Origin of the sequence: Mycobacterium sp. 4D054 (assembly GCF_052245755.1) — a bacterium.
Taxonomy (GTDB): domain Bacteria; phylum Actinomycetota; class Actinomycetes; order Mycobacteriales; family Mycobacteriaceae; genus Mycobacterium.
Window position 1 is genome coordinate 1 of record NZ_JBQQCF010000013.1, and the last position, 21516, is coordinate 21516.

The following is a 21516-nucleotide window of genomic DNA, read 5'->3' on the forward strand; positions in this document are numbered from 1 at the left end:
CTGGCCTCCGCAGAACTCATGCTGGACATCGAATGTGTCGAGCGAGCAGGGCGATAGATCAGCGGCACCTCGGGTGCATCGGCAATCCATCCAAGATCACCGACACAAGGATGGTGCACCAGTGAGCTCTCCACGGGTGGGCTTGATCATGGGCAGCGACAGCGACTGGCCCGTGATGTCCGAAGCAGCTACGGCGCTGGCCGAATTCGAGGTGCCGTTCGAGGTCGGTGTGATCTCGGCGCACCGCACGCCGGGCCGCATGCTGACCTATGCGGCCGACGCGGCGGGGCGGGGCCTTGAGGTGATCATCGCCGGCGCCGGCGGTGCGGCGCACCTGCCGGGCATGGTCGCCTCGGCGACGCCGCTGCCGGTGATCGGGGTGCCGGTGCCCTTGGCACGCCTGGACGGGATGGACTCGCTGCTGTCGATCGTTCAGATGCCGGCCGGGGTGCCGGTGGCGACGGTGTCGATCGGCGGGGCACGCAATGCCGGGCTGTTGGCGGTGCGGATCCTCGGGGCCTCGGATGTCGGGCTGCGCGAACGCATGGCCGCGTTTCAGACGTCGCTGGAGCAGATGGTGTTGCAGAAGGACGAGGCACTGCGGCAGAAGCTGCTGGGGGACTGAGGTTCTCCTCCGCCGAAATCGCATTCCACGCGCGTCAAGTTGAGTTTTGGCCGCGTGGAATGCGATTTCGGCGGGGTGGGGGTCAGGCGTAGCCGAGGGCGTGGTTCTCGGAGGTGATGCGCACCCTCAGGATCGCGGCGTTGGCGAGGGTGAACACCACGGCCGTCCACCACGCCGAGTGCGCCAGCAGCAGCGCGGCGACTTCCACCGCCACCGCGGTGTAGTTCGGGTGGTGCAGAAACCGGTACGGGCCCCGGTGCACCAGCGGGGCGCCGGGAATCACGATCAGCCGTGGATTCCAGTGCCTGCCCAGTGTCGCGACGCACCACCACCGCGTCGCCGTGCTCGCCGCCACCACCGCCACCATCGGCCAACCCAGCCACGGAAGGAACGGGAGGTGCTGGGTGGCGACCTCGACGAGGCACGAAACCAGAAGCAGCGCATGCATGCTCACCATGGCGGGATAGTGGCCACGGCCGAACTCCTTGCCGCCCTGGGCAAAGGACCAGCGCGCGTTGCGCCGTGCGACGACCAGCTCGATGAGCCGTTCGGCGCCGATCAGCAGGATGAACAGGGTGTAGATCATCGTCGGCTACCAGCTCAGCAGCAGAAGTTCGAAACTGAAGCCCGGTCCCATCGCCAGCATCACGCCGAACGAGCCGCGCGGCGGCGGCGTCTGCAGGGTGCGGGCCAGCACGTCGAGCACCGACGCCGAGGAGATGTTGCCGTGCTCGCGCATGGAGTTCCAGCTGTGCCGCAACGCGTTCTGCGGCGGCCGGACCGCGTCGTCGATCGCGTCGAGGACCTTCGGTCCGCCGTGATGGCACACCCACGTGGCGATGTCGGCCGCGGTCAGGCCGTGCTCGGCGAGGAACTCGTCCACCTCACCGGCGAGGTGGTTCTGCGCCATCGCCGGAACCTCGCGCGACATCACCAGCTGGAAGCCGGTCGAGCCGACGTTCCAGCCCATCACGTCGACGGTGTCGGGTAACAACCGGCTGCGGGTGGCCACGATCCGTGGACCCGGCTCCGGCGTCGACGGACTGCGTTGTGCGCCAGCGGAAACCACGGCGGCGGCGCCGTCGCCGAACAGGCAGAGCCCGATCAGTGCCGGGATGGAGGTGTCGTTGCGCTGCAACGTCAGTGAGCACAGCTCGACCGACAGCAGCACCGCCACGTGGTCGGGGTAGCCGCGCAGATAGTCGTGCGCCCGGGCCAGGCCCGCGGCGCCGGCGACGCAGCCCAGCCCGAAGATCGGAATTCGTTTGACGTCGGGCCGCAGGCCCAGCCGGGCGGCGATGCGTGCGTCGACGGTGGGGACGGCGATCCCAGTGCTCGAGACGGTGACGATCGCGTCGACCTCGGTCGGGTCGAGGTGGGCGTCGGCCAGCGCTCGGGCGACGGCCTGCTCACCGAGCTCGGCGGCCACCTCCAGGTAGGCGGTGTTGGCCTCGGTGAACCCGGTCAGGGTGGGGTAGCGGTGCAGCGGCAGGGCCAGGTTGCGGTGCTCGACACCGCTGGTGCGGGCGAAGCGGGTGAACTTCGGGTCGGTGAACTCGCTGAGCGCTTCGACCACCTCGTCCTGGGCGTAGCGGCGCGCGGTGAACGCCGTCGCCGTCCCCGCGATGTGCGGGGCACCCGGGAATCGGGAGCGGATCGGTTCGGTCGGGGCGAGAAATGAGGTATCGGTCATGCGGGTCTGAACGCCGTCCGCTCTCCCGGTTAGTTCGGAAATCGGGGCGACACAGCAGCTTGTGAGGTGATTCGAAGCAACGGGTCAGCTCGGGGAACGTCCGCCGAAATCGCATTCCACGCGGGAATTGGGCGCAAAAAGGCGCGCTACCCGCAGTCTGGGCGAAGGGCGTGACATCGCTCACAGAGCGATGTTCGGGGGTCGTTTTACGACGCCCGCAGCACCACAGCCGGCTCGGCCACCTGGACCGGCGAGCCGGCGTGAACATGGCCCGTCTGCGCCGCGTGCATGCCCGCGTCGACGACGGCGGAAGCACGCAGCCAGCGCGGAGTAGCGTTCCAACCACACTCACAATGCGCGGTACGGCGGAAGGCGGGGCCCTCGATGTACACCTGCATGTCGACGAAAGTACCCACCGACACTGAGAGCGAACCAATCCCCGGGCTGAGCTTTACCTGAGAGGCGACTTCGCCCCGACGCGCGAGCACGCTAAAGTTACTGGCGAGTAGCAAGGAGATGATGATGGCTAGTTGGGCCGGAGACCCGTCGTTCGATCTGTTCCAGTTGCCGGAGGAACACCAAGAGCTGCGCTCGGCGATCCGGGCGCTGGCGGAGAAGGAGATCGCTCCGCACGCCGCCGACGTCGACGAGAACGCGCGCTTTCCGCAGGAGGCGCTCGACGCGCTCGTCGCATCGGGATTCAACGCGGTGCACGTCCCCGAGGAGTTCGGCGGGCAGGGCGCTGACTCGGTGGCGGCGTGCATCGTCATCGAGGAGGTCGCCCGGGTGGACGCGTCGGCGTCGCTGATCCCGGCGGTCAACAAGCTCGGCACCATGGGATTGATCCTGCGCGGTTCCGACGAGCTGAAGAAGAAGGTGCTGCCGTCGATCGCCTCGGGCGAGGCGATGGCGTCCTACGCGCTGTCCGAGCGTGAGGCCGGCAGCGACGCCGCCGGAATGCGCACCCGCGCCAAGGCCGACGGCGACGACTGGATCCTCAACGGCGCCAAGGCGTGGATCACCAATGGTGGCGAGTCGTCCTGGTACACCGTGATGGCGGTGACCGACCCCGACAAGGGTGCCAACGGCATCTCGGCGTTCATGGTCCACATCGACGACGAGGGATTCACGATCGGACCCAAGGAGCGAAAGCTCGGCATCAAGGGGTCGCCGACCACCGAACTGTACTTCGAGAACTGCCGCATCCCCGGCGACCGGATCATCGGTGAACCCGGCACCGGCTTCAAGACCGCGCTGGCGACGCTGGACCACACCCGCCCGACCATCGGTGCGCAGGCCGTCGGCATCGCGCAGGGTGCGCTCGACGCGGCGCTCGACTATGTGAAGGACCGCAAGCAGTTCGGCAAGTCGGTCAGCGAATTCCAGGCGGTGCAGTTCATGCTCGCCGACATGGCGATGAAGGTCGAAGCCGCCCGGCTGATGGTGTACTCGGCCGCGGCGCGTGCCGAACGCGGCGAGGGCAACCTCGGCTTCATCTCCGCGGCGTCGAAGTGCCTGGCGTCGGATGTCGCGATGGAGGTGACCACCGATGCGGTGCAGCTGTTCGGCGGCGCCGGCTACACGGTGGACTTCCCGGTCGAGCGGATGATGCGCGACGCCAAGATCACCCAGATCTACGAGGGCACCAACCAGATTCAACGCGTGGTGATGAGCCGCGCCCTGCTCAAGTGAGCTTGCCGCGGAATAGCGTTCCTGGTCGCGACTTCTGAGCGATCGCAGCCAGGAACGCTATTTCGCGGGGGTAGCGCCAGCGTTGGTATCTGAGGTGCCGCCTCGCGAGAGCGCCTTCACGGTAGTGCTCCGCACGTCGGAGCTACCGTGAAGGCGGTCTCGCGAACTGTTTGTAGCGGCTAAGGGTCACGGCTATTCGACGTCGACCTGCGTGAGCACGTTGATCGCGGCTTCGCGCTCCGCCGGGCTCACTCCGCGCCGCTCACTCCGCTGGGCGCAGGTGCGTGATGTCTGCGGCCGATACCGTCACCGTCGTGCCGGCGTCGTCGATCAGCAGCCGGCCCGCCTCGTCGATACCCGTTGCCACACCAAGGATTTCGGAGTTGCCCGGCAGCACTGCCCGGACCCGGGTGCCGATGGTCGTGCTGACGTCGCGGTAGTCCGCCGCCAACGTGGCATCGGCGCTGCGCCAGCGCCGCAACTGCGTGTCAAGCTCCTGGAGCACCGCTACCGCGAGCGCGGTCCGGTCGACGTCGTAGCCCAGCATCGTCAGCGACACCGCCTTCGGATCGGGCAGCTCGTCGGCGACCAGACTCACGTTCAACCCGAGACCGATCACGACCACCGGCGTGGACACCTCGGCCAGGATCCCCGCCAGCTTTCCGTCTCCGACCAGAATGTCGTTGGGCCACTTCACCCCTGCGTCAACACCGAACCCGGCCCGCACTGCACGGGCGACCGCCAGTCCGGTCAGCAGGGGCAGCCAACCCCACCGGTCGGGTGCGATGCCCGTGGTGTCCACGCCGACGGACACGGAGATCTGCGAGCGCGCCGGCGCCGACCAGCTGCGGCCGTGACGTCCCCGTCCGGCGGTCTGCAACTCAGCGAAGAGCGCCACCCCGGCGATGTCCTCGCCGGCCGCCGCGCGGGCAATCAGATCGGCGTTGGTGGAGCCGGTCTCCTCGACCACATCGACGCGCCGCCACGCGGTATCCGAAACGGCGGCACGGAGTCGGTCGACATCGAGTGCGGAACGGTCAGCTGCGGGCACGGCGTCGAGGGTAGCCCCGTGCCCGCACCGCGGGATCACCGGTAGTTGAACACCGTCGTGCCGTCGCCGCTGAAGTCGAAGTAGATGGAGGTCAAGCTGAACGGGACGTAGCCGGTGTTGAACTCCACTTCATCGTCGTCCTCGACGATCCCGGGGGTGTTCGCCCTGGTGGTCCGGTAGGAGTACAGCAGTGTCTCGCCGTCCTCGGTGTACACCGAGATCAGCGTTCCTACCGGGATATTCGACGCTCCACCCACTGCGCGGCTGGGGATGTTGCCGAGGATCCCGCCCGAATCGATCCACCCGTCGACATCGGCCGCGTCATTGTCGCCGACCTGGAGTTTGACCGGGGTGTTCGGTGTGCCCTCCAGGGACACGCGCGCTACGTAAGGGTTGGGTCCCAGGATGACTCGGCGTCGACGCTCGTCGATTAGCACGCCCCGGCCGAGCAGGCCGGGAAGCGCGGCCAGGACGTTGACCGATCCCGGGCCGGCCTTGGGCCCGATGCCGAGCACGCCCACGTAGTCGCCGTTGTACTCCGTGAAGTCATACACGGACTCCAGATCGATGATGAGCACCTCGGTCTCGGCCGAATCGATGTCGTCGCCGACCTGAATAGTCGTCTGGTACGGGTGGTAATAGGACTTGACGCTGCCGTCGCCGTAGCTGGCGTAACCTTGCGGGCCGGAGGGCTCACCGATGCCCTCATAGCCGACGTTGCGTGGGTCGATCACCAGGCCGTTCGAGCCGCTGTCGAGAAGGACCGGGACCCGCTCTCCACCGTTGACCGAGATGTAGATGACCGGCTCGGTGCGGACCTTCTGGCCGTTGTATTGCATTGTGAGATCCAGGATCTGGTAGACCAGTCCGTTGTCGCGGGCATCGTGCACCAGATCGTTGACGTTGAGGACCGCCTCGCGAGGCCCGAACCAGCCGACGATCGGCATCAGCTTCTCGGCGAGCTCCATCTGGTCCTGCGCGCGGATCGGCCGATACATGCTGTTCTCCAGCCGCATCCGGATGATCGCGTTCGCGAACGGGTTGTTCAACGTGGCGACGAATTGCGCCTGCAGGCGAGAGTGATTCTCCACCCAGCGCTCCAGATTGGTCTGGGCGCCGCCCATCAGCATCTGCGGCAGCATCGCGGCCAGACCGGCGAAGATGTTGCCGTCGCCCCACGTCGCCGAGCGCAGCTCTTCGCGCGCCTGCGCGAGTTGATCGATGGCAAGGGCAACGGTGTCGTCATCATCGTCGTCGTCGGGATCCTCGGCGTCTTGAGGATCGTCGGCGTCGTCCTCATCGTCGAGGGCGGTGACCGAGACCAGCGCCTCGGAGTTGAACTGCCGAACACTGGAGGGCACGTAGTGCGGACCGGGCAGCGGCTCGTCATCGGCATCGTTGGTCTTCGCGGAATCCTCGCCAGCCGCGGACTCCTCGACAGCCGCGGAGTCCTCGGCGGATCCGGCATCCTCGCTGGCTTCGGCGTCTGGATCCTTGGTATCCGAGTCCCCGGTGTCCAGATCGGCGTCGTCGACTCCTGCGTCCGCGTCAGCGCCGGCACCGTCGTCGCCATCGGCAGAGCGATTTGCGCGGTCGTCGTCCGTGCCGTGCGTGGAACGCGGCGACGTCTCCTGCGTGCCGGAAGCGGACGTGCTTTCGCTGCTGCTTGATCCCGTCTCGTCGGGTGCCGCCTGCGCGACAGCGGGGGCGACCATCAGGATTCCTGCGGCGATTGCGGGGGACGCGACGACCGTGGCCGCCCAGCTACTGAAATTCATGCGCGAAGTAGACCACGAGACGAGCTGAATAACTGACGTGAACGTAGGAGTTCGCGAATCATCCTTTGAGTTACGCATTAGACAAGAAAATCCCTACAGAGAACCCCGGCTCTGGTGGATAAATTCCGGTAGCGCGTGAGCCGCCTAGTGCGCTCCGGCAAAGAGTCCGGAAGCGCTGCCAATTGGTAATCGGGTTAGCTACTCTCTCTCTACCCGGATAGCGAATACGCGCAGGGCAGAAGCGCCGCGAAACGGGGCGAGCCGTTACCGCGGAAGTGCGGTTTCGGCCGGGTCGACCGCCTCCAGCGTTTGCGACCGCGCGGCGTGCTCGGCCGTCGCCCGGTTCAGCGCATCGAAGCCCGCCACGAACGCGACCATGGCGCCCAAGGCCCACAGGTTCCCGAACGCCCACTCCCATGCGGTGGCAGTCGGCGCACTGACCAGCCAATATGCGGCGATGGTGACCAGCAGATAGCCGCTGATGACATAGCACCGGCCCGTCGAGCTGGCCAGCCATCCGGGGTGGCGCCGGTTGTGCAGATGCCACGCCGACAACGCCACGACAATCGCCACTGCGGTGATGGTCGACTCCATGGGTGGCCTCCTGCTGACCGAATTTGCCAGATCTGAAGGCGGCCGGCGCACATTGACAAGGCACGCGAAGTCGAGAACAGCCTGGTGACTACAAACGATAAGGTCAGGGTTACGTGCTCGTCAACAACCGGTAATAAACGCGAGCGCCTCAGTGACAGCCCGAATGGTTCGCTATAACGGCACCTCTGCGTCAGATTTCGATCAGAGAGGCTGATGTGGCGGCTGTTGTATTTTCAGAAGCTAAGACGGCCGGTGGCGGGCTCAATGGTCTCCATCGCCACCGCCATCCGCGCGTGCTCCGCGGTGGCGCGGTTGAGCGCGTTGAACCCTGTGACGAACGACATCGCGGCCGCGAGGGCCTACGCGTTGCCCATCGCCCATTCCCACGCGGTGGCGGTGGGCGCGATGGTGAGCCAGTAGGCGGCGACGGCGACCAGGGGGTAGCCGCAGCGGACGAAGAAGCGGCCGTCGGCGCTGGCCTGCCAGCCCGCGTGCCGCCGGTTGTACAGATGCCAGGCGCCCAGCACGACGATGACTGCGATCGCAGCGGTGGTCGACAACATCGGCAGCCTCCTCGCGCTAAGGCTCCTCTGCTGGCTGAAAGGGCCCGACTTAGCCAAAACGGTGCTCGTCCGGCATCAAAAAGTATGCGGGCGCATTATGTGAACGGCGTGAGGCTACGGAAACGATATGGTCACAGACTGATGCGGGTCACCTTCTCGGTCTCACGCCTGCGCTCCATCTGCGTGGCATCCGGGTTTGCCACCAACACCAGCGACGCGCCGACGACGTACAACGCAAGTAACCGCTCGACGATGTCGTCGGCGGTCTGCCACTGGGCCGCCGACAGCACCCGGTCGTCCCCGGTGAGCCCCTGCGCCTGCGCCGACGCACGCGCCGCGGCCAGCACGTCATCCGCCGACCGTCCCTCCAGGGCGGCGCCGGGGCTGCGTTCCGGCACGATCTGATCGCCGTGCACCCGCACCGCCGTCGCATAGTCGGTCAGGCCGACCGGCAAATCCGGCACCGGCTTGCCGAACGGGTCCAGCGACAACACCGCCACCTCGCCCATGCCGACGCAGGCGTCCGCGTCGTCGATCCGGTCGGCGGTGCACAGCGCGAGGTCGGCGTCTCCGCTCAACACCACTTCGGCGCCGACCCACCAGATGCCGAACAGCACCGCCGTGGTCTGCCAGTGCGCGGGCAGCAGCACTGCAACCCGACTGCCCGGCGCCGCACCGAGCTCGTCGCGCAGCAGGTTTCCGGTCTTGGCCGCCCAATTGGCCAGCGTCGCGGTGGAGAGTTCGATGCGTTCGCCGGTCGCGTCGTCGTAACAGGTGATCCGCGGACCGGCCGGGTTGGCGGCCATCAGCGGATCCAGAATCGCCGAGCCGAGATTCGTCATGTCAGTTGACGCACGCCGGGTCGCTGGAACCGGCCGTCAGGATCGGCGACGGCGCCGGCACCGCCTCGCCCGCGCCGGTCAGCATCCCCGAAGCCGACGGGTCGCCGCTCATCAGCGTCACGTCGCTGCCGTCCAGGCCGGCGCCGGGACCGGTGTAGTCGTCCGACAGCACCACCCGCACCGTGCCCGGCGGCACGTCGGCGTTCTGCGCCACCGGCAACCCGCCCAGATCCTTCGCGACGGCCTGCGCGCCGAGGTCGTCGATCTCGGCGGCCTGCACCTCGGTCCGGGACACCCGCGCGCCCTCGTTGTTGCCGACCTGCCCCTCTTGGAAACCCTTGCCGGACAACACATGTGCCACCGCCGCCGCCAGACCGTTGATGTCGGTGTCGTTGAGGACCTCGACGGTGGTCTTGTCGTTGCTGTAGGTCAGCTCCTCGGTCTTGCCCTCGTCCTGGTCGTGCAGCAGGCTCGTCACGAATTCCTTGACCGCGGACGGGTCGACGCGGACCACGCTTTGCATGCCGTCGTCGCTCCAGCCCGCCTCTTCGATGATCGGGATGGTCGCGAACGCGACGTTGCCGCCGGCCAGCTTCTGCAGCTGCTCGACGAAATCCATGATGTCCCAACCGTCGGAGAGCACCACCGAGCGCTGCACCGCATCCTGCAGGTTGTTCAGCGTGGTCGGGCTCGACAGCGTCTTCGACGAGATCACCTCGTGTGCCATCGACGCCATCACCGCTTGCTGTCGGGCCACCCGATCCAGGTCGCCGCGCGGCAGGTCATGGCGCTGACGCACGAAGCTCAGGGCCTGCGCACCGTTGAGCTTCTGCCAACCGGCGGGGAAGTCAGCACCCGAAAGTGGTTCCCAGACAGGCGCGTTGAGGCAGACGTTGACCCCGCCGAGCGCATCGGTGATCAACGCGAAGCCCAGCAGCCCGATCTCGGCGTAGTGGTCGACGGTGACGCCGGTCAGGTTCGCGACCGTCTTGATCAGCTGCTCACGCCCGGCCGCGGTGGCCTCCGGCTCGGCGACGCTCGGATCCACGCCCTGCTCCTCGACGAGCTCCTTCATCTGCTCCAGGTGCACCGAGCCGTACACGCCGTTGATCTTCATCTTCCCGATGCCGGGTGACTCGACGTAGGAGTCGCGCGGGATCGAGATCGCCGTCGCGGACTTCCCGTTGTTCGGAATGCGGATCAGGATGATCGTGTCGGTGTTGGTGGATACCTCGTCGCCGGCGCGCAGCATGGCGCGTTCCTCGTCGCTCAACGGGTTGCCGTGCGCGTCGGTGCGGCTGTCGGAGCCGACGAGCAGGATGTCGATCGCCCCGTCCTCGCCGCCGTCGCCGAGCGCGACGGGATTGATGTGGTTGATGCCCGACTCGAACGAGCGGATCTTGCCCCACGCGACGCCGGTGCCGATGACGACGATGACTGCCACGGCCACGGATATGGCACGGATGAGGTGAGCAGCAGGCATTTGTCCAGGCTACTGGCGAGCGGGCCGCATTCCGCGCAGCTGAAACCGGCGTGCCAAACTCGTGACGTGAGCGCCCGAATCGTGATCTCCGGAGCCGGCGGCCTGGTCGGGCGCGTGTTGGCAGGTCAGGCGCGCCGGGCCGGCCGCGAGGTGGCGGCGCTCACATCCGCCGAATGGGACATCACCGACGCAGCCGCCGCCGAGCGTGTCATCGCGACCGGCGACGTCGTCGTCAACTGCGCGGCGTTCACCAACGTCGACGCCGCCGAGGCCGAACCCGAGCGCGCCCACGCCGTCAACGCCGTCGGCGCCGGGAACGTCGCGCGGGCCTGTGCCCAGGTCGGGGCGTCACTGATCCACCTGTCCACCGACTACGTGTTCAGCGGCGATTTCGGTGGCTCAGCACCCCGCCCCTACGACGTCGACGACGCGACCGGCCCGCTGTCGGTGTACGGACGCACCAAGCTCGCCGGTGAACAGCAGGTACTGGCCGCGCTTCCCGACGCGCACGTGGTCCGCACCGCCTGGATCTACGAAGGCGCCGACGGCTCGGATTTCGCGGCGGTGATGCGCCGGGCGGCCCTGGGCGACGGCACCGTCGACGTCGTCGCCGACCAGATCGGGTCCCCGACCTACGTGGGGGACCTGTGCGAGGCGCTGCTGCAGATCGCCGACGGCGCGATCCGGGCGCCGGTGCTGCACGCCGCCAACGCCGGCGCGGCCAGCCGCTTCGAGCAGGCCCAGGCCGTCTTCGCCGAGCTCGGTGCGGACCCGTCGCGGGTGCGGCCGGTCAGCAGTGACCAGCATCCCCGCCCTGCTCCGCGCCCGGCCTACTCGGCGCTGTCCGCGGTGAAGTCGGCCGCGGCCGGACTGACTCCGCTGCGGCCCTGGCACGACGCGTTGGCCGCGGCGCTGGCCCGGTAGTTACTCTCTACGCCGTGGAACCGGTGGTGCGTGCGTGAGCGACGAACTCTTTGTCGTGACGGTGACGTACTCGCCCGGCCCGCACCTGGACCGGTTCCTGGCCACGCTGACCCATGCCACCGACCGGCCGGTGACGGTGATCATGGCCGACAACGGCTCGACCGACGGCACCCCCGAAGAGGCCGTCGAGCGCTACCCGAACGTCAAGCTGTACAGGACCGGCGCCAACCTCGGGTACGGCAGCGCGGTCAACCGCGCCGTCGCCGAGTACGGGCTGACCTCGTGCTCGGATCTCTTCATCGTCGCCAACCCCGACGTGCAGTGGGGACCGCACAGCATCGACGCGCTGCTGGAGGCCGCCGCGCGCCGGCCGCGGGCCGGGAGTCTGGGCCCGCTGATCCGCGACCCCGACGGCGCGGTGTATCCGTCGGCGCGGCACCTGCCGTCGGTGATCCGAGGCGGCATGCACGCCGTCGTCGGACCGGTGTGGCCGTCCAATCCGTGGACCGCGGCCTACCGTCAGGACCACGCAGAGCCCAGTGAACGGGCCGTCGGCTGGCTGTCGGGATCGTGTCTGCTGCTGCGCACTTCGGCGTTCGCGGAGATCAACGGCTTCGACGAGCGCTACTTCATGTACATGGAAGACGTCGACCTCGGAGACCGGCTGGGCCGGGCGGGCTGGCAGAACGTGTACGTGCCGTCGGCGGAGGTGCTGCACGCCAAGGGGCACGCCACCGGCCGTGATCCCGCCCGCAACCTGGCCGCCCATCACGTCAGCACCTACACTTTTCTCGCCGATCGGTACCCGAAGTGGTGGCAAGCGCCGCTACGCTGGGCTTTTCGGGGGGCGTTGGGGGCGCGGGCGAGCCTGGTCGTGCGCAATTCTCGCCGGAAGTCTCGTGGGTCGTGAACGGGGATACGAGAAAGGGCGTCGCTGATGGTCAATCCTGCCGAGGTTGATGCGGTCGTGCTGGTCGGTGGCATGGGCACACGCCTGCGCCCGCTGACGTTGTCGGCGCCCAAGCCGATGCTGCCCACCGCGGGGCTGCCATTCCTGACCCACCTGCTGTCGCGGATCGCCGACGCCGGCATCGAGCACGTGGTGATGGGCACGTCGTACAAGGCAGGCGTGTTCGAATCGGAGTTCGGCGACGGGTCCAAGCTCGGTCTGCAGATCGACTACGTGGTCGAGGACGAACCGCTGGGAACTGGTGGCGGCATCGCCAACGTCGCGTCGAAGCTGCGTTACGACACCGCGGTGGTGTTCAACGGCGACGTGCTGTCGGGGTGCGACCTCGGCGCGCTGCTGGATTCGCACGCCTCCCGCGACGCGGACGTCACGCTGCACCTGGTGCGCGTCGGTGACCCGCGCGCGTTCGGTTGTGTGCCAACCGATTCCGACGGCGTGGTGACGGCCTTTCTGGAGAAGACCCAGGATCCGCCGACCGACCAGATCAACGCGGGCTGCTACGTGTTCAAGCGGCCGGTGATCGAGGCGATCCCGAAAGGCCGTGCGCTGTCGGTGGAACGGGAGACCTTCCCGCAGCTGCTGTCGGACGGGCTGCGGGTGTGCGGCTACGTCGACGCCAGCTACTGGCGTGACATGGGCACGCCGGAGGATTTTGTGCGCGGCTCGGCGGACCTGGTGCGCGGGATCGCGCCGTCACCCGCGCTGAAGGGCCATCGCGGGGAAAGCCTTGTGCACGACGGTGCTTCGGTGGCCCCGGGAGCGCTGTTGATCGGCGGCACGGTGGTCGGGCGCGGCGCGGAGGTCGCCGGCGGTGCCCGGCTCGACGGGGCGGTGATCTTCGACGGCGTGAAAGTCGGTGCGGGAGCGGTGATCGAGCGGTCGATCATCGGCTTCGGTGCGCACATCGGGCCGCGGGCGTTGATCCGCGACGGCGTGATCGGTGACGGCGCGGACATCGGCGCACGCTGCGAGCTGCTGCGCGGCGCGCGGGTGTGGCCGGGCATCTCGATTCCCGACGGCGGCATCCGCTTCTCCACTGACATCTGAAGTTGGCCGCCGCGCTGTGTGCCGCGCGCTCGGGTTTTCGCGAAAGCGCCACCACGGTAGCTCGCGGGCCGCGCACGCTACCGTGGTGGCGGTTTCGCGACGCGCCTGTGGATAACTCAGTCGCGCGGGCGCCAATTGTCGGTGGCGTCGCGCAAGTTCGGCCCATGGGCAATGTCATCCTCGGCACCGAAGCAATTGCGGCCGGTCTGGTCACACCGGGTCAGCTCAGATACGGATATCGTCGGCTCTATCCCGACGTGTATGTGCAGCGGGCGCAGGCGAAAAGCCTGACAGACGACGCCATGGGTGCGTGGCTGTGGTCGGGACGACGCGGCATCGTCACCGGCAGGGCAGCGGCGGCACTTCACGGAGCACGGTGGGTGAGTAACGACGCGCCGGTCGAACTGGTCTACGACTGCAGACGCCGGCCGGCCGGAATCATCGCGCGCAACGAACGAATCGACTGGGACGAAATCGATGAATCCGGTGACCTCAACCTCGCCACCGTTGCGCGCACGGCATTCGATCTCGGTAGGCATCTGCCGCTGAACAGGGCCGTCGCGCACCTGGATGCTCTCGCCAACGCGACAGGTTTGACGCCGGAAATGGTCAAGCCTTTGGTCGATCGCTACAGCGGCGCGCGGGGGATGAAAACGTTGCGCAAAGCCCTCGAGCTGATGGACGGCGGCGCGGAATCTCCGAAAGAGACATGGCTGCGGTTGCTGTTGATGCAGGAGTTCCCGCGACCTGAGACACAGATTCCGCTGGTGGACGAGTGGGGAGTGCCTACCATTCGCCTCGATATGGGCTGGGAGGTCGAGAAAATCGCCGTCGAGTACGACGGTGCCCATCATCAAGAGGACAGGGTGCAATACGTCCGGGATGAGAAACGTCTTCGATTGATCCACGCTCAAGGCTGGCTCTACATCAAGGTCATCAAAGAGGACAAGCCTGCGGAGATCATGGCACGCGTTCGCCGGGCGTGGGCCCTTCGCGAAACCGCCTCCACGGTAGCGACGCGGGCGTCGTGACTACCGTGGAGGCGGTTTCGCGAGATGCTAGGGGGCGGGGGGCGAGGCTGCTGCTGCCGCGGCGGCGGCGAGCTGGGTGAGGCCGAAGTCGCAGTCTTGCGGCAGCGCGTCCAGCGGCCACCACCTCAGGTCCAGCGACTCGTCGCTGCGCACCGGCTGCGCCCCCGCGGGTGCGCGCACCACGAACTGCACGTCTAGGTGACGCGTCGGCACGCCCAGCGAGCATGTCACCGGATGCACATGCAGCGCAGCGGGTTCCGGCGCGATGGTCAACCCGTCGATACCGGACTCCTCGGTCGCCTCGCGCAGCGCCGCCGCGACGATCGTCTGGTCGTCGGGCTCGCAGTGACCGCCGAGCTGCAACCACCGCCCGATCCGCGGGTGCAGCGTCAGCAGCGCGTGCCGGCCGCTGTGGTCGATCACCAGCGCCGAGCCCGTCACGTGCCCCGGCACGCACTCCCGCAGGCAACCGTCGGCCCGCGCCGCCAAGAACGCCAGCACCGCATGCCGCAGCGAGTCCTGAGCGTGGTCAGGCGGATTCCACGCGGTCAGCACATCGACGGTCGACGCGTGCAGACTCACCGGCGCACCAGCAGCGTGTCGGTGGACACCGGCGGGCGTGGCGTCAACGGCTCGACGGGGTAACCGATGGCGATGGCGCCCAACGGTTCCCAATCGTCGGGCAGGTCCAGATCGGCGCGCACCAGGTCGGGGGTGAAGATCGTCGACCCGATCCAGCAGCTGCCCACCGACCGCGCAGCCAGCGCGACCAGCAGGCCCTGCACCGCCGCACCGGCCGCGACGGTGAACATCGTGTGTTCGGCCGCGGTGCGCCGCGCATCGGGGTAGGTGTGCGCGCCGTCGGGAACCATGAACGGAATCACCAACTCCGGCGCGTCGTAGAGGATCTGCCCGCGACCGACCCGACGCTCGACAGCGTCCGGGTCACGGCCGTCGCCGAGCAGATCGGCGCGCCAGCGCTCCTTCATGCTGTCGAGCAGCCGCTCCCGCGCCGTGGCGTCGCGCACCCACACAAAGCGCACCGGCCGTGTGTGATGAGGCGCCGGTGCCGTCAGCGCCTCCGCGACGGAGGCCTCGATCAGTTCCCCGGGCACCGGCTGATCGCTGAACGATCGCACCGAGCGGCGCAGCAACTGCGCCTGCGAGCGACCCAGCGCCAGCGCCTCCTCGGTGCCCAGCCAGAACAGGTCCTCCTCGCCGGCACGCACCAGCTTGCGCGCCGAGGACCCGTCGTCGCGCAGCGTCAGCCCCCGCACGACCGCGACCGGCACACCGGTCAGCTTGCCCTTGACCAGATCCGCGGCGGCGGCGATCTCGTCGGCGACCGCGATCTCGGTGACGATCAGCTCGTTGCCGTGCTGATCGTGTTCCCCGGCATAGGCGTGCAACACCTCCAGCCCCGCGGCGCCGATCGCGACGTCGGTCTGTCCGGTGCGCCACGCCCGCCCCATGGTGTCGGTGACGACGACGCCGACCCGCACTCCGAGCCGCTCGTGCAGCGCCGCCACCAACGCCGCAGCGCTGCCGTCGGGATCGACGGGCAGCAGGGCCAATTCGTTGGAGTCGACGTTGGAGCCGTCCACACCGGCGGCGGCCTGCACCAGACCGAGGGCGTTCTCGGTGATCAGCGTGCGCCCCTTGCGGGCCAGAACCCGCACCGCCTCGTCGTCGATCAGTTTGCGGCGCAGCGCATCCCGCTCCTGAGGGTCCGACGGGGCGGCGACCATCCGGCCTTCGGTCTTGGACAGCACCTTGCTGGTGACGACGAGCACGTCGTCGTCCTGCAGCCACGGCGCGGCCCCGGCGATGGCCCCAGCCAGATCGTCCCCGGGCCGGAACTCCGGAAGCCCCGGTACCGGCAGCAGCTCCACCCGTGCCGACGTGCCGTGGTCGTTCACCAGGACACCCCGGCCAGTTCGATTCCGGCGCGGACCATCTCGGCGGTTGCGGCCGGATCGGTCATCAGCAGCGGAACCGACCGCACCTGCACGCCGTCGACCGACGCGGGGTCGCCGGTGTGCACCAGCCAGCCGTCCAGGATGCCCGTCGAGGAACGGGCACCGAAGTGATTGCCGACGGCCTCAGAGGTGCTGGGCACCCCGATCACGTTCAGGCACGCGTCGGCCATGCCGCGCAACGGCTTCCCGGCGATGATGGGGGAGTAGCCGATCACCGGCGCCTTGGTCGAGCGCAGCGCGCCGCGGATGCCGCCGATCGCCAGGATGGCGCCGACGCTGACCACCGGGTTCGACGGCGCGATCAGCACGATGTCGGCGTTCTCGATCGCCTCGGTGACACCGGGCGCGGCCGTGGCCTTGTCGGAACCGACGAATGCGAAGCTCTCGGTGGGGATCTGGGCGCGGTAGCGCACCCACCACTCCTGAAAGTGGATGGCGCGCTTCTCGCCGGCCGAATCGCCGGGCCCGGGATCGGTGACCACCACATGGGTTTCGCTGCGGTCGTCGCTGGCGGGCAACAACAGCGCACCCGGCGACCACCGCCGGCACAGGGCCCGGGTGACGTCGGAGAGCGGGTAGCCGGCCCGCAGCATCTGGCTGCGCACCAGGTGGGTGGCCAGGTCGCGGTCGCCGAGGCCGAACCAATCCGGCTGCACGCCGTAGGCGGCGAGTTCTTCCTTGGCATTCCAGGTTTCGTTCTTGTGGCCCCAGCCGCGCTCGGGGTCGATGCCGCCGCCGAGGGTGTACATGCACGTGTCGAGATCCGGGCAGATGCGCACGCCGAACATCCACGCGTCGTCGCCGACATTCACCACAGCAGTCACTTCATGCTCATTGGTATCGTGAGTGCCGAACTGCCCCAACCCGAATAGATGCTGGACGCCGAGCAAGAACCGTGCACCACCGACGCCACCGACCAGAACCGTGACCTTCACAACGATCGAGACTAGGCCGTCAGAGCCGCGAACTGCGCCTCGGGCGGAACGTGATAGACACGCCACAGCGCGACGCGCCGTAAACAAGTCACGGAATGGTATGAATTCCTGTTCTAGCGCTTGACCGGGGCAGCTAACGCGTGTGTAATCACACCAGTGTCATTTCGCGGTTCTCCGGCCGGTTCCGGTGTCGCAGACCGAGATTCGATCACTTGTTCGAATTGGGATGGCCGCACGTTCGGCAGTGGGGCCGGCATATACGGATCTACGAGACCTGTGGAGGAGGGGAACATGGCATTTGAACAGGCCGATTTCGGTGATTTGATTCGGTTCGACAACAGGCTCCTCGGCTCGGTGGGAAGTGCGCCGCACATCCAGACCGGACCGACACCGAGCGGAGCCAACGGGCGGCCGCAGCTGAGTCTGGTGCCCGATCATTCGGATTTCTTCAGCGAAGACTCCGAGCTGCCTGAAGAGGATCAGTGGCAGGAGCGCGCCCTGTGCGCCCAGACCGATCCCGAGGCGTTCTTCCCGGAGAAGGGCGGCTCCACCCGCGAAGCCAAGCGCATCTGCCAGGGCTGCGAGGTCAAGGACGCGTGCCTGGAGTACGCACTGGCCAACGACGAGCGCTTCGGTATCTGGGGCGGTCTGTCCGAGCGTGAGCGCCGGCGCCTCAAGCGCGGCATCATCTGATCTTCGAGCGCGCCCCGCGCGTTCACCCGCCGTCAGCCGTCGTCCAGGGTCGGGTCGATGACGGACGGTTCCACCCCCAGGTAGGTGGCGACCTGCGCCACCAGCAATTCATGCAGCAGCTCGGTCAGCTCGTCGGTGTCTTTAGCCCGACGCTCGATCGGCTTGCGGAACAACACAATTCGGGCGCGAGTGGAGTTACCTCGGACGTCCACCCCCGCAGGGATCAGCCGGGCCAGCGCGATCGGGCCGTCGGCGACCACCTCCGGTGGCCACTGCGCACTGTCAGGGTCTTTGGGCGCGATGCGCGGGATTTCGTCGACCGCCACGTCGAGCGTCGACACCCGGTCATGCCAGCGCCGCTCGATCGGCTCGTAGGCCTCCAGTACCGCCATGTCGAAGCGTTCGGCGCGGCTGCGCCACCCCGGAACGGTCGGGGGTAGCAACGGCCCGCGCATCTCCCGGCCCCGCCGCGACCCGCGATGAAGGCGCCTCGTCACGAAAAAGATCGTAACGGTTGGGCTTCGGCCGCCCGGCGGCTGCGCGTGTCCGCCGCAACCCGGACGACGTCGCAGGATAACCTTCCGCTGTGAATGTTCCCCGTCGCTGCTGCCGGCCTGGGTGCCCGCACTATGCGGTCGCGACGCTCACCTTCGTCTATTCGGACTCGACTGCTGTCGTCGGCCCGCTGGCCACCGTGTCCGAACCGCACTCGTGGGATCTGTGCGTCCTGCATGCCGGCCGGATCACCGCGCCCCGTGGCTGGGAGCTGGTCCGTCATGCCGGGCCGCTGCCGTCGCATCCCGACGACGACGATCTGGTGGCGTTGGCAGACGCGGTCCGAGAAGGCCGTGAGGCGACCGCGCCCGCCGCGGGCTTCACCCACGGGTTCAGCGACCCGGTCAGCGGTGTGCACGGGGGCGCGCTGATGGCCCCGCCTGCCCGGCGCCCCGAGACCAACGGACGCCGGCGCGGCCACCTGCGCGTACTGCCGGATCCAACGGACTAGGCCCTACCGCGAGGGCGATTCATCCGTGGGTGAGTCGCCGTGAGGAACGCCCGCGACGGCTAGGCTGATCACTACCAGTCTCTTCGTCCCAAGGAGCTCCATGTCTCGTCCCGCCGCGGCGGTGCAACGCGTCATCAAGGCCTATGACGTGCGTGGACTCGTGGGCGAGGAAATCGACGAGAGTTTCGTGCGCGACGTGGGGGCGGCGTTCGCGCGGCTGGTCCGTGACGGCGACACCCGACCGGCGACACAGATCGTCATCGGTCACGACATGCGGGACAGCTCCCCGGCGCTGGCCGAGGCCTTCGCCGACGGCGTCACCGCGCAGGGCCTCGATGTCGTGCGCATCGGCCTGGCCTCGACCGACCAGTTGTACTTCGCGTCGGGTCTGCTGGACTGCCCGGGCGCGATGTTCACCGCCAGCCATAACCCCGCCGCCTACAACGGCATCAAGCTGTGCCGCGCCGGCGCCAAGCCCGTCGGCAAGGACACCGGTCTGACCGCGATCAGCGACGAGGTGATCGCCGGGGTGCCAGCACATGACGGTCCCCGGGGCGCCGTGTCCGATCGTGACGTGCTCGCCGACTACGGCGAGTTCCTGCGGTCGCTCGTCGACATCGCCGCGGCGCGCCCGCTGCACGTGGCCGTCGACGCCGGCAACGGGATGGCCGGCCACACCACTCCGGCGGTGCTGGGCCCGATTTCGTCGGTGAAGGTCTCGCCGCTGTACTTCGACCTCGACGGCACTTTCCCCAATCACGAGGCCAACCCGCTGGACCCGGCCAACCTGGTCGATCTGCAGCAGTACGTGCGCGACACCGGAGCCGATATCGGGCTGGCGTTCGACGGCGACGCCGACCGGTGCTTCGTCGTCGACGAGACCGGCCGGGCCGTGTCGCCGTCGGCGGTCACCGCGCTGGTGGCCGCCCGCGAGCTGCAGCGCGAGATCGGCGCGACGATCATCCACAACCTGATCACCTCCCGCGCCGTGCCCGAGCTGGTGGCCGAGCGCGGCGGCACCCCGGTGCGGTCGCGGGTCGGCCACTCCTACATCAAGGGCCTGATGGCCGAGACAGGCGCGATCTTCGGTGGCGAACACTCCGCGCACTACTACTTCCGCGACTTCTGGGGCGCCGACTCCGGCATGCTGGCCGCGCTGCACGTGCTCGCCGCGCTCGGGGAACAGGACCGCCCGCTGTCGGAGATGATGGCCGACTACCAGCGTTACGAGGCATCCGGCGAGATCAACTACACCGTTGCCGACGCACCCGCGGTCGTCGACGCGGTGCTGGAGGCATTCGGCAACCGCGTTCACGCTCTCGATCACCTCGACGGAGTCACCGTCGATCTCGGCGACGGCCGCTGGTTCAACCTGCGGATGTCGAACACGGAGCCGTTGCTGCGGCTCAACGTCGAAGCCCGCAGCACCGAGGAGGTCACCGAGCTCGTCGACGAGATCGCCAGCTACATCACCTCGGGCGCCGAGGATTCCACGTGAACGCGAGCCCGCTCTCGGCTGCCGGCGTCGATCTCGACGACGCCGAGGCTCTGCTGGCCGCGGATCGGGTGGGCTTGCTGCGGGCGGCGTCGATGGCCGGTGCGCAGGTGCGCGCCACCGCCGCCGCGCTCGAGGAGGGCGACCTCGAGGCGGTGCGCTCCGACTCGCCGCCGCGCACGATCGTGTGGGTCGCCGGCCGCGGCAACGCCGAGATCGCGGGCTCACTGCTCGCCGCGCTGCTCGGTGGGTCGGTCGGCGCACCGCTGGTCATCGCCTCTGAGGCGCCGCCCTGGATCGGCGCCCTCGACGTGCTGATCGTCGCCGGCGACGATCCCGGCGACCCGGTGCTGGCGTCGGCGGCCGCGACCGCGGTGCGGCGTGGCACCCGGGTGATCGTGGTGGCGCCTTATGAGGGACCGCTGCGAAACGCGACCGCGGGACGTTCGGTGGCGCTGCCGCCCCGGCTCCCGATTCCCGACGACTTCACCTTCTCCCGGTATCTGGCCGCCGGGCTGGCCGCGCTGCAGGTGACCATCCCGGGCTTCTCGATCGACCTCGGCGCACTCGCCGACGAGCTCGACGCCGAAGCGTTCCGAAACAGCGCCGGCCGTGAGGTTTTCACCAATCCGGCCAAGAGCCTGACCTCCCGGATGGTCGACCGCGAGGTCGTGTTCGCCGGTGACTCCGCGGCGACGGTGGCGCTGGCCCGCCACGCCTCCGCGGTGATGCTGAGCGTCGGGCATCAGAGCGTGGCCGCAGTGGAGTTGAGCGGTGCGTTGGCCGCCATCGGATCCGGGTGGGGCCGGACCGGCGGTCGGGAGGTGTCGATCTTCCACGACGAGGAGATCGACGGACCGGCCTCGCAACGTACCTGTACATTCGTGCTGACCACCGACGCTGAACGTCCGGCGCTGTCAGCGCGGCTGAGGGGGTTCGACGACGTTCACGTCGTCAACGCCGATGACGTGCCCGACGTCGCGGCGACAGGGGGGAACAGCGAGCCGGGCTCAGCCACGATGCCCGGATCCACGAGTCCCGAACAACAATTGGCGCTGTTGGCGGTCCGCTTCGAGATGGCGGCGGTCTACCAGCGGCTGGTTCGAGGTTGAGAC

At 68.3% G+C, this 21516-nt stretch carries 22 protein-coding genes and 2 pseudogenes; 11 read left to right on the top strand and 13 right to left on the bottom strand.

The window, feature by feature from the left end; genetic code table 11:
• Positions 1 to 125 (top strand): annotated as a pseudogene (locus ACTWP6_RS11740) (hypothetical protein); the annotation flags it as partial.
• A complete protein-coding gene (gene purE / locus ACTWP6_RS11745; protein ID WP_443187762.1) occupies positions 122 to 625 on the top strand; it encodes a 5-(carboxyamino)imidazole ribonucleotide mutase in 504 nt (167 codons plus the stop codon). The pseudogene ACTWP6_RS11740 and the gene purE, both read left to right, overlap by 4 nt.
• 82 nt (positions 626 to 707) lie before the next feature.
• Here purE and ACTWP6_RS11750 read toward each other — a convergent pair whose 3' ends face one another.
• The 3 genes from ACTWP6_RS11750 to ACTWP6_RS11760 form a co-directional block, all read right to left on the bottom strand.
• Entirely contained in the window at positions 708 to 1208 is a 501-nt protein-coding gene (locus ACTWP6_RS11750) for an isoprenylcysteine carboxyl methyltransferase family protein (RefSeq protein ID WP_443187827.1), read from the bottom strand.
• 9 nt (positions 1209 to 1217) lie between these two features.
• Complete coding sequence (locus tag ACTWP6_RS11755) at positions 1218 to 2318, bottom strand: type III polyketide synthase (protein ID WP_260757696.1); 1101 nt, start codon at positions 2316 to 2318, stop codon at positions 1218 to 1220.
• Positions 2319 to 2524: 206 nt separating this feature from the next.
• Positions 2525 to 2716, bottom strand: coding sequence for a hypothetical protein (locus tag ACTWP6_RS11760; protein ID WP_260757697.1), 192 nt, complete (start codon positions 2714 to 2716; stop codon positions 2525 to 2527).
• Positions 2717 to 2840: 124 nt separating this feature from the next.
• Here ACTWP6_RS11760 and ACTWP6_RS11765 point away from each other — a divergent pair, with 124 nt between their 5' ends.
• Positions 2841 to 4010 carry an acyl-CoA dehydrogenase gene (locus ACTWP6_RS11765; RefSeq protein WP_443187763.1) on the top strand — a complete coding sequence of 390 codons (1170 nt, stop codon included), beginning with the start codon at positions 2841 to 2843 and terminating at the stop codon, positions 4008 to 4010.
• A gap of 262 nt (positions 4011 to 4272) precedes the next feature.
• Here the strand turns inward: ACTWP6_RS11765 and ACTWP6_RS11770 are convergent, their stop codons facing one another.
• The 6 genes and pseudogenes from ACTWP6_RS11770 to ACTWP6_RS11795 all read right to left on the bottom strand — a co-directional run bounded on the left by ACTWP6_RS11770 (position 4273) and on the right by ACTWP6_RS11795 (position 10321).
• Positions 4273 to 5061, bottom strand: coding sequence for a biotin--[acetyl-CoA-carboxylase] ligase (locus tag ACTWP6_RS11770; RefSeq protein ID WP_260757699.1), 789 nt, complete (start codon positions 5059 to 5061; stop codon positions 4273 to 4275).
• 35 nt (positions 5062 to 5096) lie between these two features.
• Positions 5097 to 6839 (bottom strand): PecA family PE domain-processing aspartic protease, encoded by a 1743-nt coding sequence (locus tag ACTWP6_RS11775; RefSeq protein WP_443187764.1) that lies wholly within the window; start codon positions 6837 to 6839, stop codon positions 5097 to 5099.
• Positions 6840 to 7103: 264 nt separating this feature from the next.
• Positions 7104 to 7433 carry a hypothetical protein gene (locus tag ACTWP6_RS11780; protein ID WP_260757701.1) on the bottom strand — a complete coding sequence of 110 codons (330 nt, stop codon included), beginning with the start codon at positions 7431 to 7433 and terminating at the stop codon, positions 7104 to 7106.
• Between the two features lie 233 nt (positions 7434 to 7666).
• Positions 7667 to 7996 (bottom strand): annotated as a pseudogene (locus ACTWP6_RS11785) (hypothetical protein).
• Positions 7997 to 8127: 131 nt separating this feature from the next.
• Positions 8128 to 8838, bottom strand: a complete 711-nt coding sequence (locus tag ACTWP6_RS11790; RefSeq protein ID WP_443187765.1) for a TIGR03089 family protein — start codon at positions 8836 to 8838, stop codon at positions 8128 to 8130.
• A gap of 1 nt (position 8839) precedes the next feature.
• A complete protein-coding gene (locus ACTWP6_RS11795) occupies positions 8840 to 10321 on the bottom strand; it encodes an LCP family protein (RefSeq protein ID WP_260757704.1) in 1482 nt (493 codons plus the stop codon).
• 66 nt (positions 10322 to 10387) lie between these two features.
• Between ACTWP6_RS11795 and rfbD the strand changes: the two genes are divergently transcribed.
• The 4 genes from rfbD to ACTWP6_RS11815 all read left to right on the top strand — a co-directional run bounded on the left by rfbD (position 10388) and on the right by ACTWP6_RS11815 (position 14293).
• The gene (gene rfbD, locus ACTWP6_RS11800; protein WP_443187766.1) at positions 10388 to 11245 is read left to right on the top strand and encodes a dTDP-4-dehydrorhamnose reductase; all 858 of its coding nucleotides are present in this window, start codon (positions 10388 to 10390) and stop codon (positions 11243 to 11245) included.
• A gap of 34 nt (positions 11246 to 11279) precedes the next feature.
• A complete protein-coding gene (locus ACTWP6_RS11805; protein WP_443187767.1) occupies positions 11280 to 12155 on the top strand; it encodes a glycosyltransferase family 2 protein in 876 nt (291 codons plus the stop codon).
• A 27-nt stretch (positions 12156 to 12182) separates the two neighbouring features.
• Positions 12183 to 13262: an NDP-sugar synthase gene (locus ACTWP6_RS11810; RefSeq protein WP_260757707.1), complete on the top strand. Its 1080-nt coding sequence runs from the start codon at positions 12183 to 12185 to the stop codon at positions 13260 to 13262.
• Between the two features lie 164 nt (positions 13263 to 13426).
• The gene (locus tag ACTWP6_RS11815; RefSeq protein WP_443187828.1) at positions 13427 to 14293 is read left to right on the top strand and encodes a hypothetical protein; all 867 of its coding nucleotides are present in this window, start codon (positions 13427 to 13429) and stop codon (positions 14291 to 14293) included.
• A gap of 27 nt (positions 14294 to 14320) precedes the next feature.
• On the opposite strand, the gene ACTWP6_RS11820 is transcribed toward ACTWP6_RS11815, so the two are convergent.
• Genes ACTWP6_RS11820 through cofD form a run of 3 tightly spaced genes read right to left on the bottom strand, consistent with a single transcriptional unit; the run spans position 14321 to position 17207 of the window.
• Entirely contained in the window at positions 14321 to 14875 is a 555-nt protein-coding gene (locus tag ACTWP6_RS11820; protein ID WP_443187768.1) for an NUDIX hydrolase, read from the bottom strand.
• A complete protein-coding gene (locus ACTWP6_RS11825; RefSeq protein WP_443187769.1) occupies positions 14872 to 16212 on the bottom strand; it encodes a coenzyme F420-0:L-glutamate ligase in 1341 nt (446 codons plus the stop codon). Before ACTWP6_RS11825 ends, ACTWP6_RS11820 begins: the two co-directional genes overlap by 4 nt.
• Positions 16209 to 17207 (bottom strand): 2-phospho-L-lactate transferase, encoded by a 999-nt coding sequence (gene cofD / locus ACTWP6_RS11830; RefSeq protein ID WP_443187770.1) that lies wholly within the window; start codon positions 17205 to 17207, stop codon positions 16209 to 16211. Before cofD ends, ACTWP6_RS11825 begins: the two co-directional genes overlap by 4 nt.
• Before the next feature lie 423 nt (positions 17208 to 17630).
• On the opposite strand from cofD, the gene ACTWP6_RS11835 reads away from it, so the two are divergent.
• On the top strand, positions 17631 to 17900 hold the full coding sequence (locus ACTWP6_RS11835; RefSeq protein ID WP_260757989.1) for a WhiB family transcriptional regulator: 270 nt from the start codon (positions 17631 to 17633) through the stop codon (positions 17898 to 17900).
• 32 nt (positions 17901 to 17932) lie between these two features.
• Here the strand turns inward: ACTWP6_RS11835 and ACTWP6_RS11840 are convergent, their stop codons facing one another.
• Positions 17933 to 18355 (bottom strand): metallopeptidase family protein, encoded by a 423-nt coding sequence (locus ACTWP6_RS11840; RefSeq protein WP_443187829.1) that lies wholly within the window; start codon positions 18353 to 18355, stop codon positions 17933 to 17935.
• Positions 18356 to 18486: 131 nt separating this feature from the next.
• Here ACTWP6_RS11840 and ACTWP6_RS11845 point away from each other — a divergent pair, with 131 nt between their 5' ends.
• The 3 genes from ACTWP6_RS11845 to ACTWP6_RS11855 all read left to right on the top strand — a co-directional run bounded on the left by ACTWP6_RS11845 (position 18487) and on the right by ACTWP6_RS11855 (position 21513).
• Positions 18487 to 18906, top strand: coding sequence for a DUF3499 domain-containing protein (locus ACTWP6_RS11845; RefSeq protein WP_260757711.1), 420 nt, complete (start codon positions 18487 to 18489; stop codon positions 18904 to 18906).
• A 100-nt stretch (positions 18907 to 19006) separates the two neighbouring features.
• Positions 19007 to 20404, top strand: coding sequence for a phosphomannomutase/phosphoglucomutase (locus ACTWP6_RS11850; RefSeq protein ID WP_443187771.1), 1398 nt, complete (start codon positions 19007 to 19009; stop codon positions 20402 to 20404).
• The gene (locus ACTWP6_RS11855) at positions 20401 to 21513 is read left to right on the top strand and encodes a TobH protein (protein WP_443187772.1); all 1113 of its coding nucleotides are present in this window, start codon (positions 20401 to 20403) and stop codon (positions 21511 to 21513) included. The genes ACTWP6_RS11850 and ACTWP6_RS11855 overlap by 4 nt, the downstream gene beginning before the upstream one ends.
• The last annotated feature ends 3 nt before the right edge of the window (positions 21514 to 21516 follow it).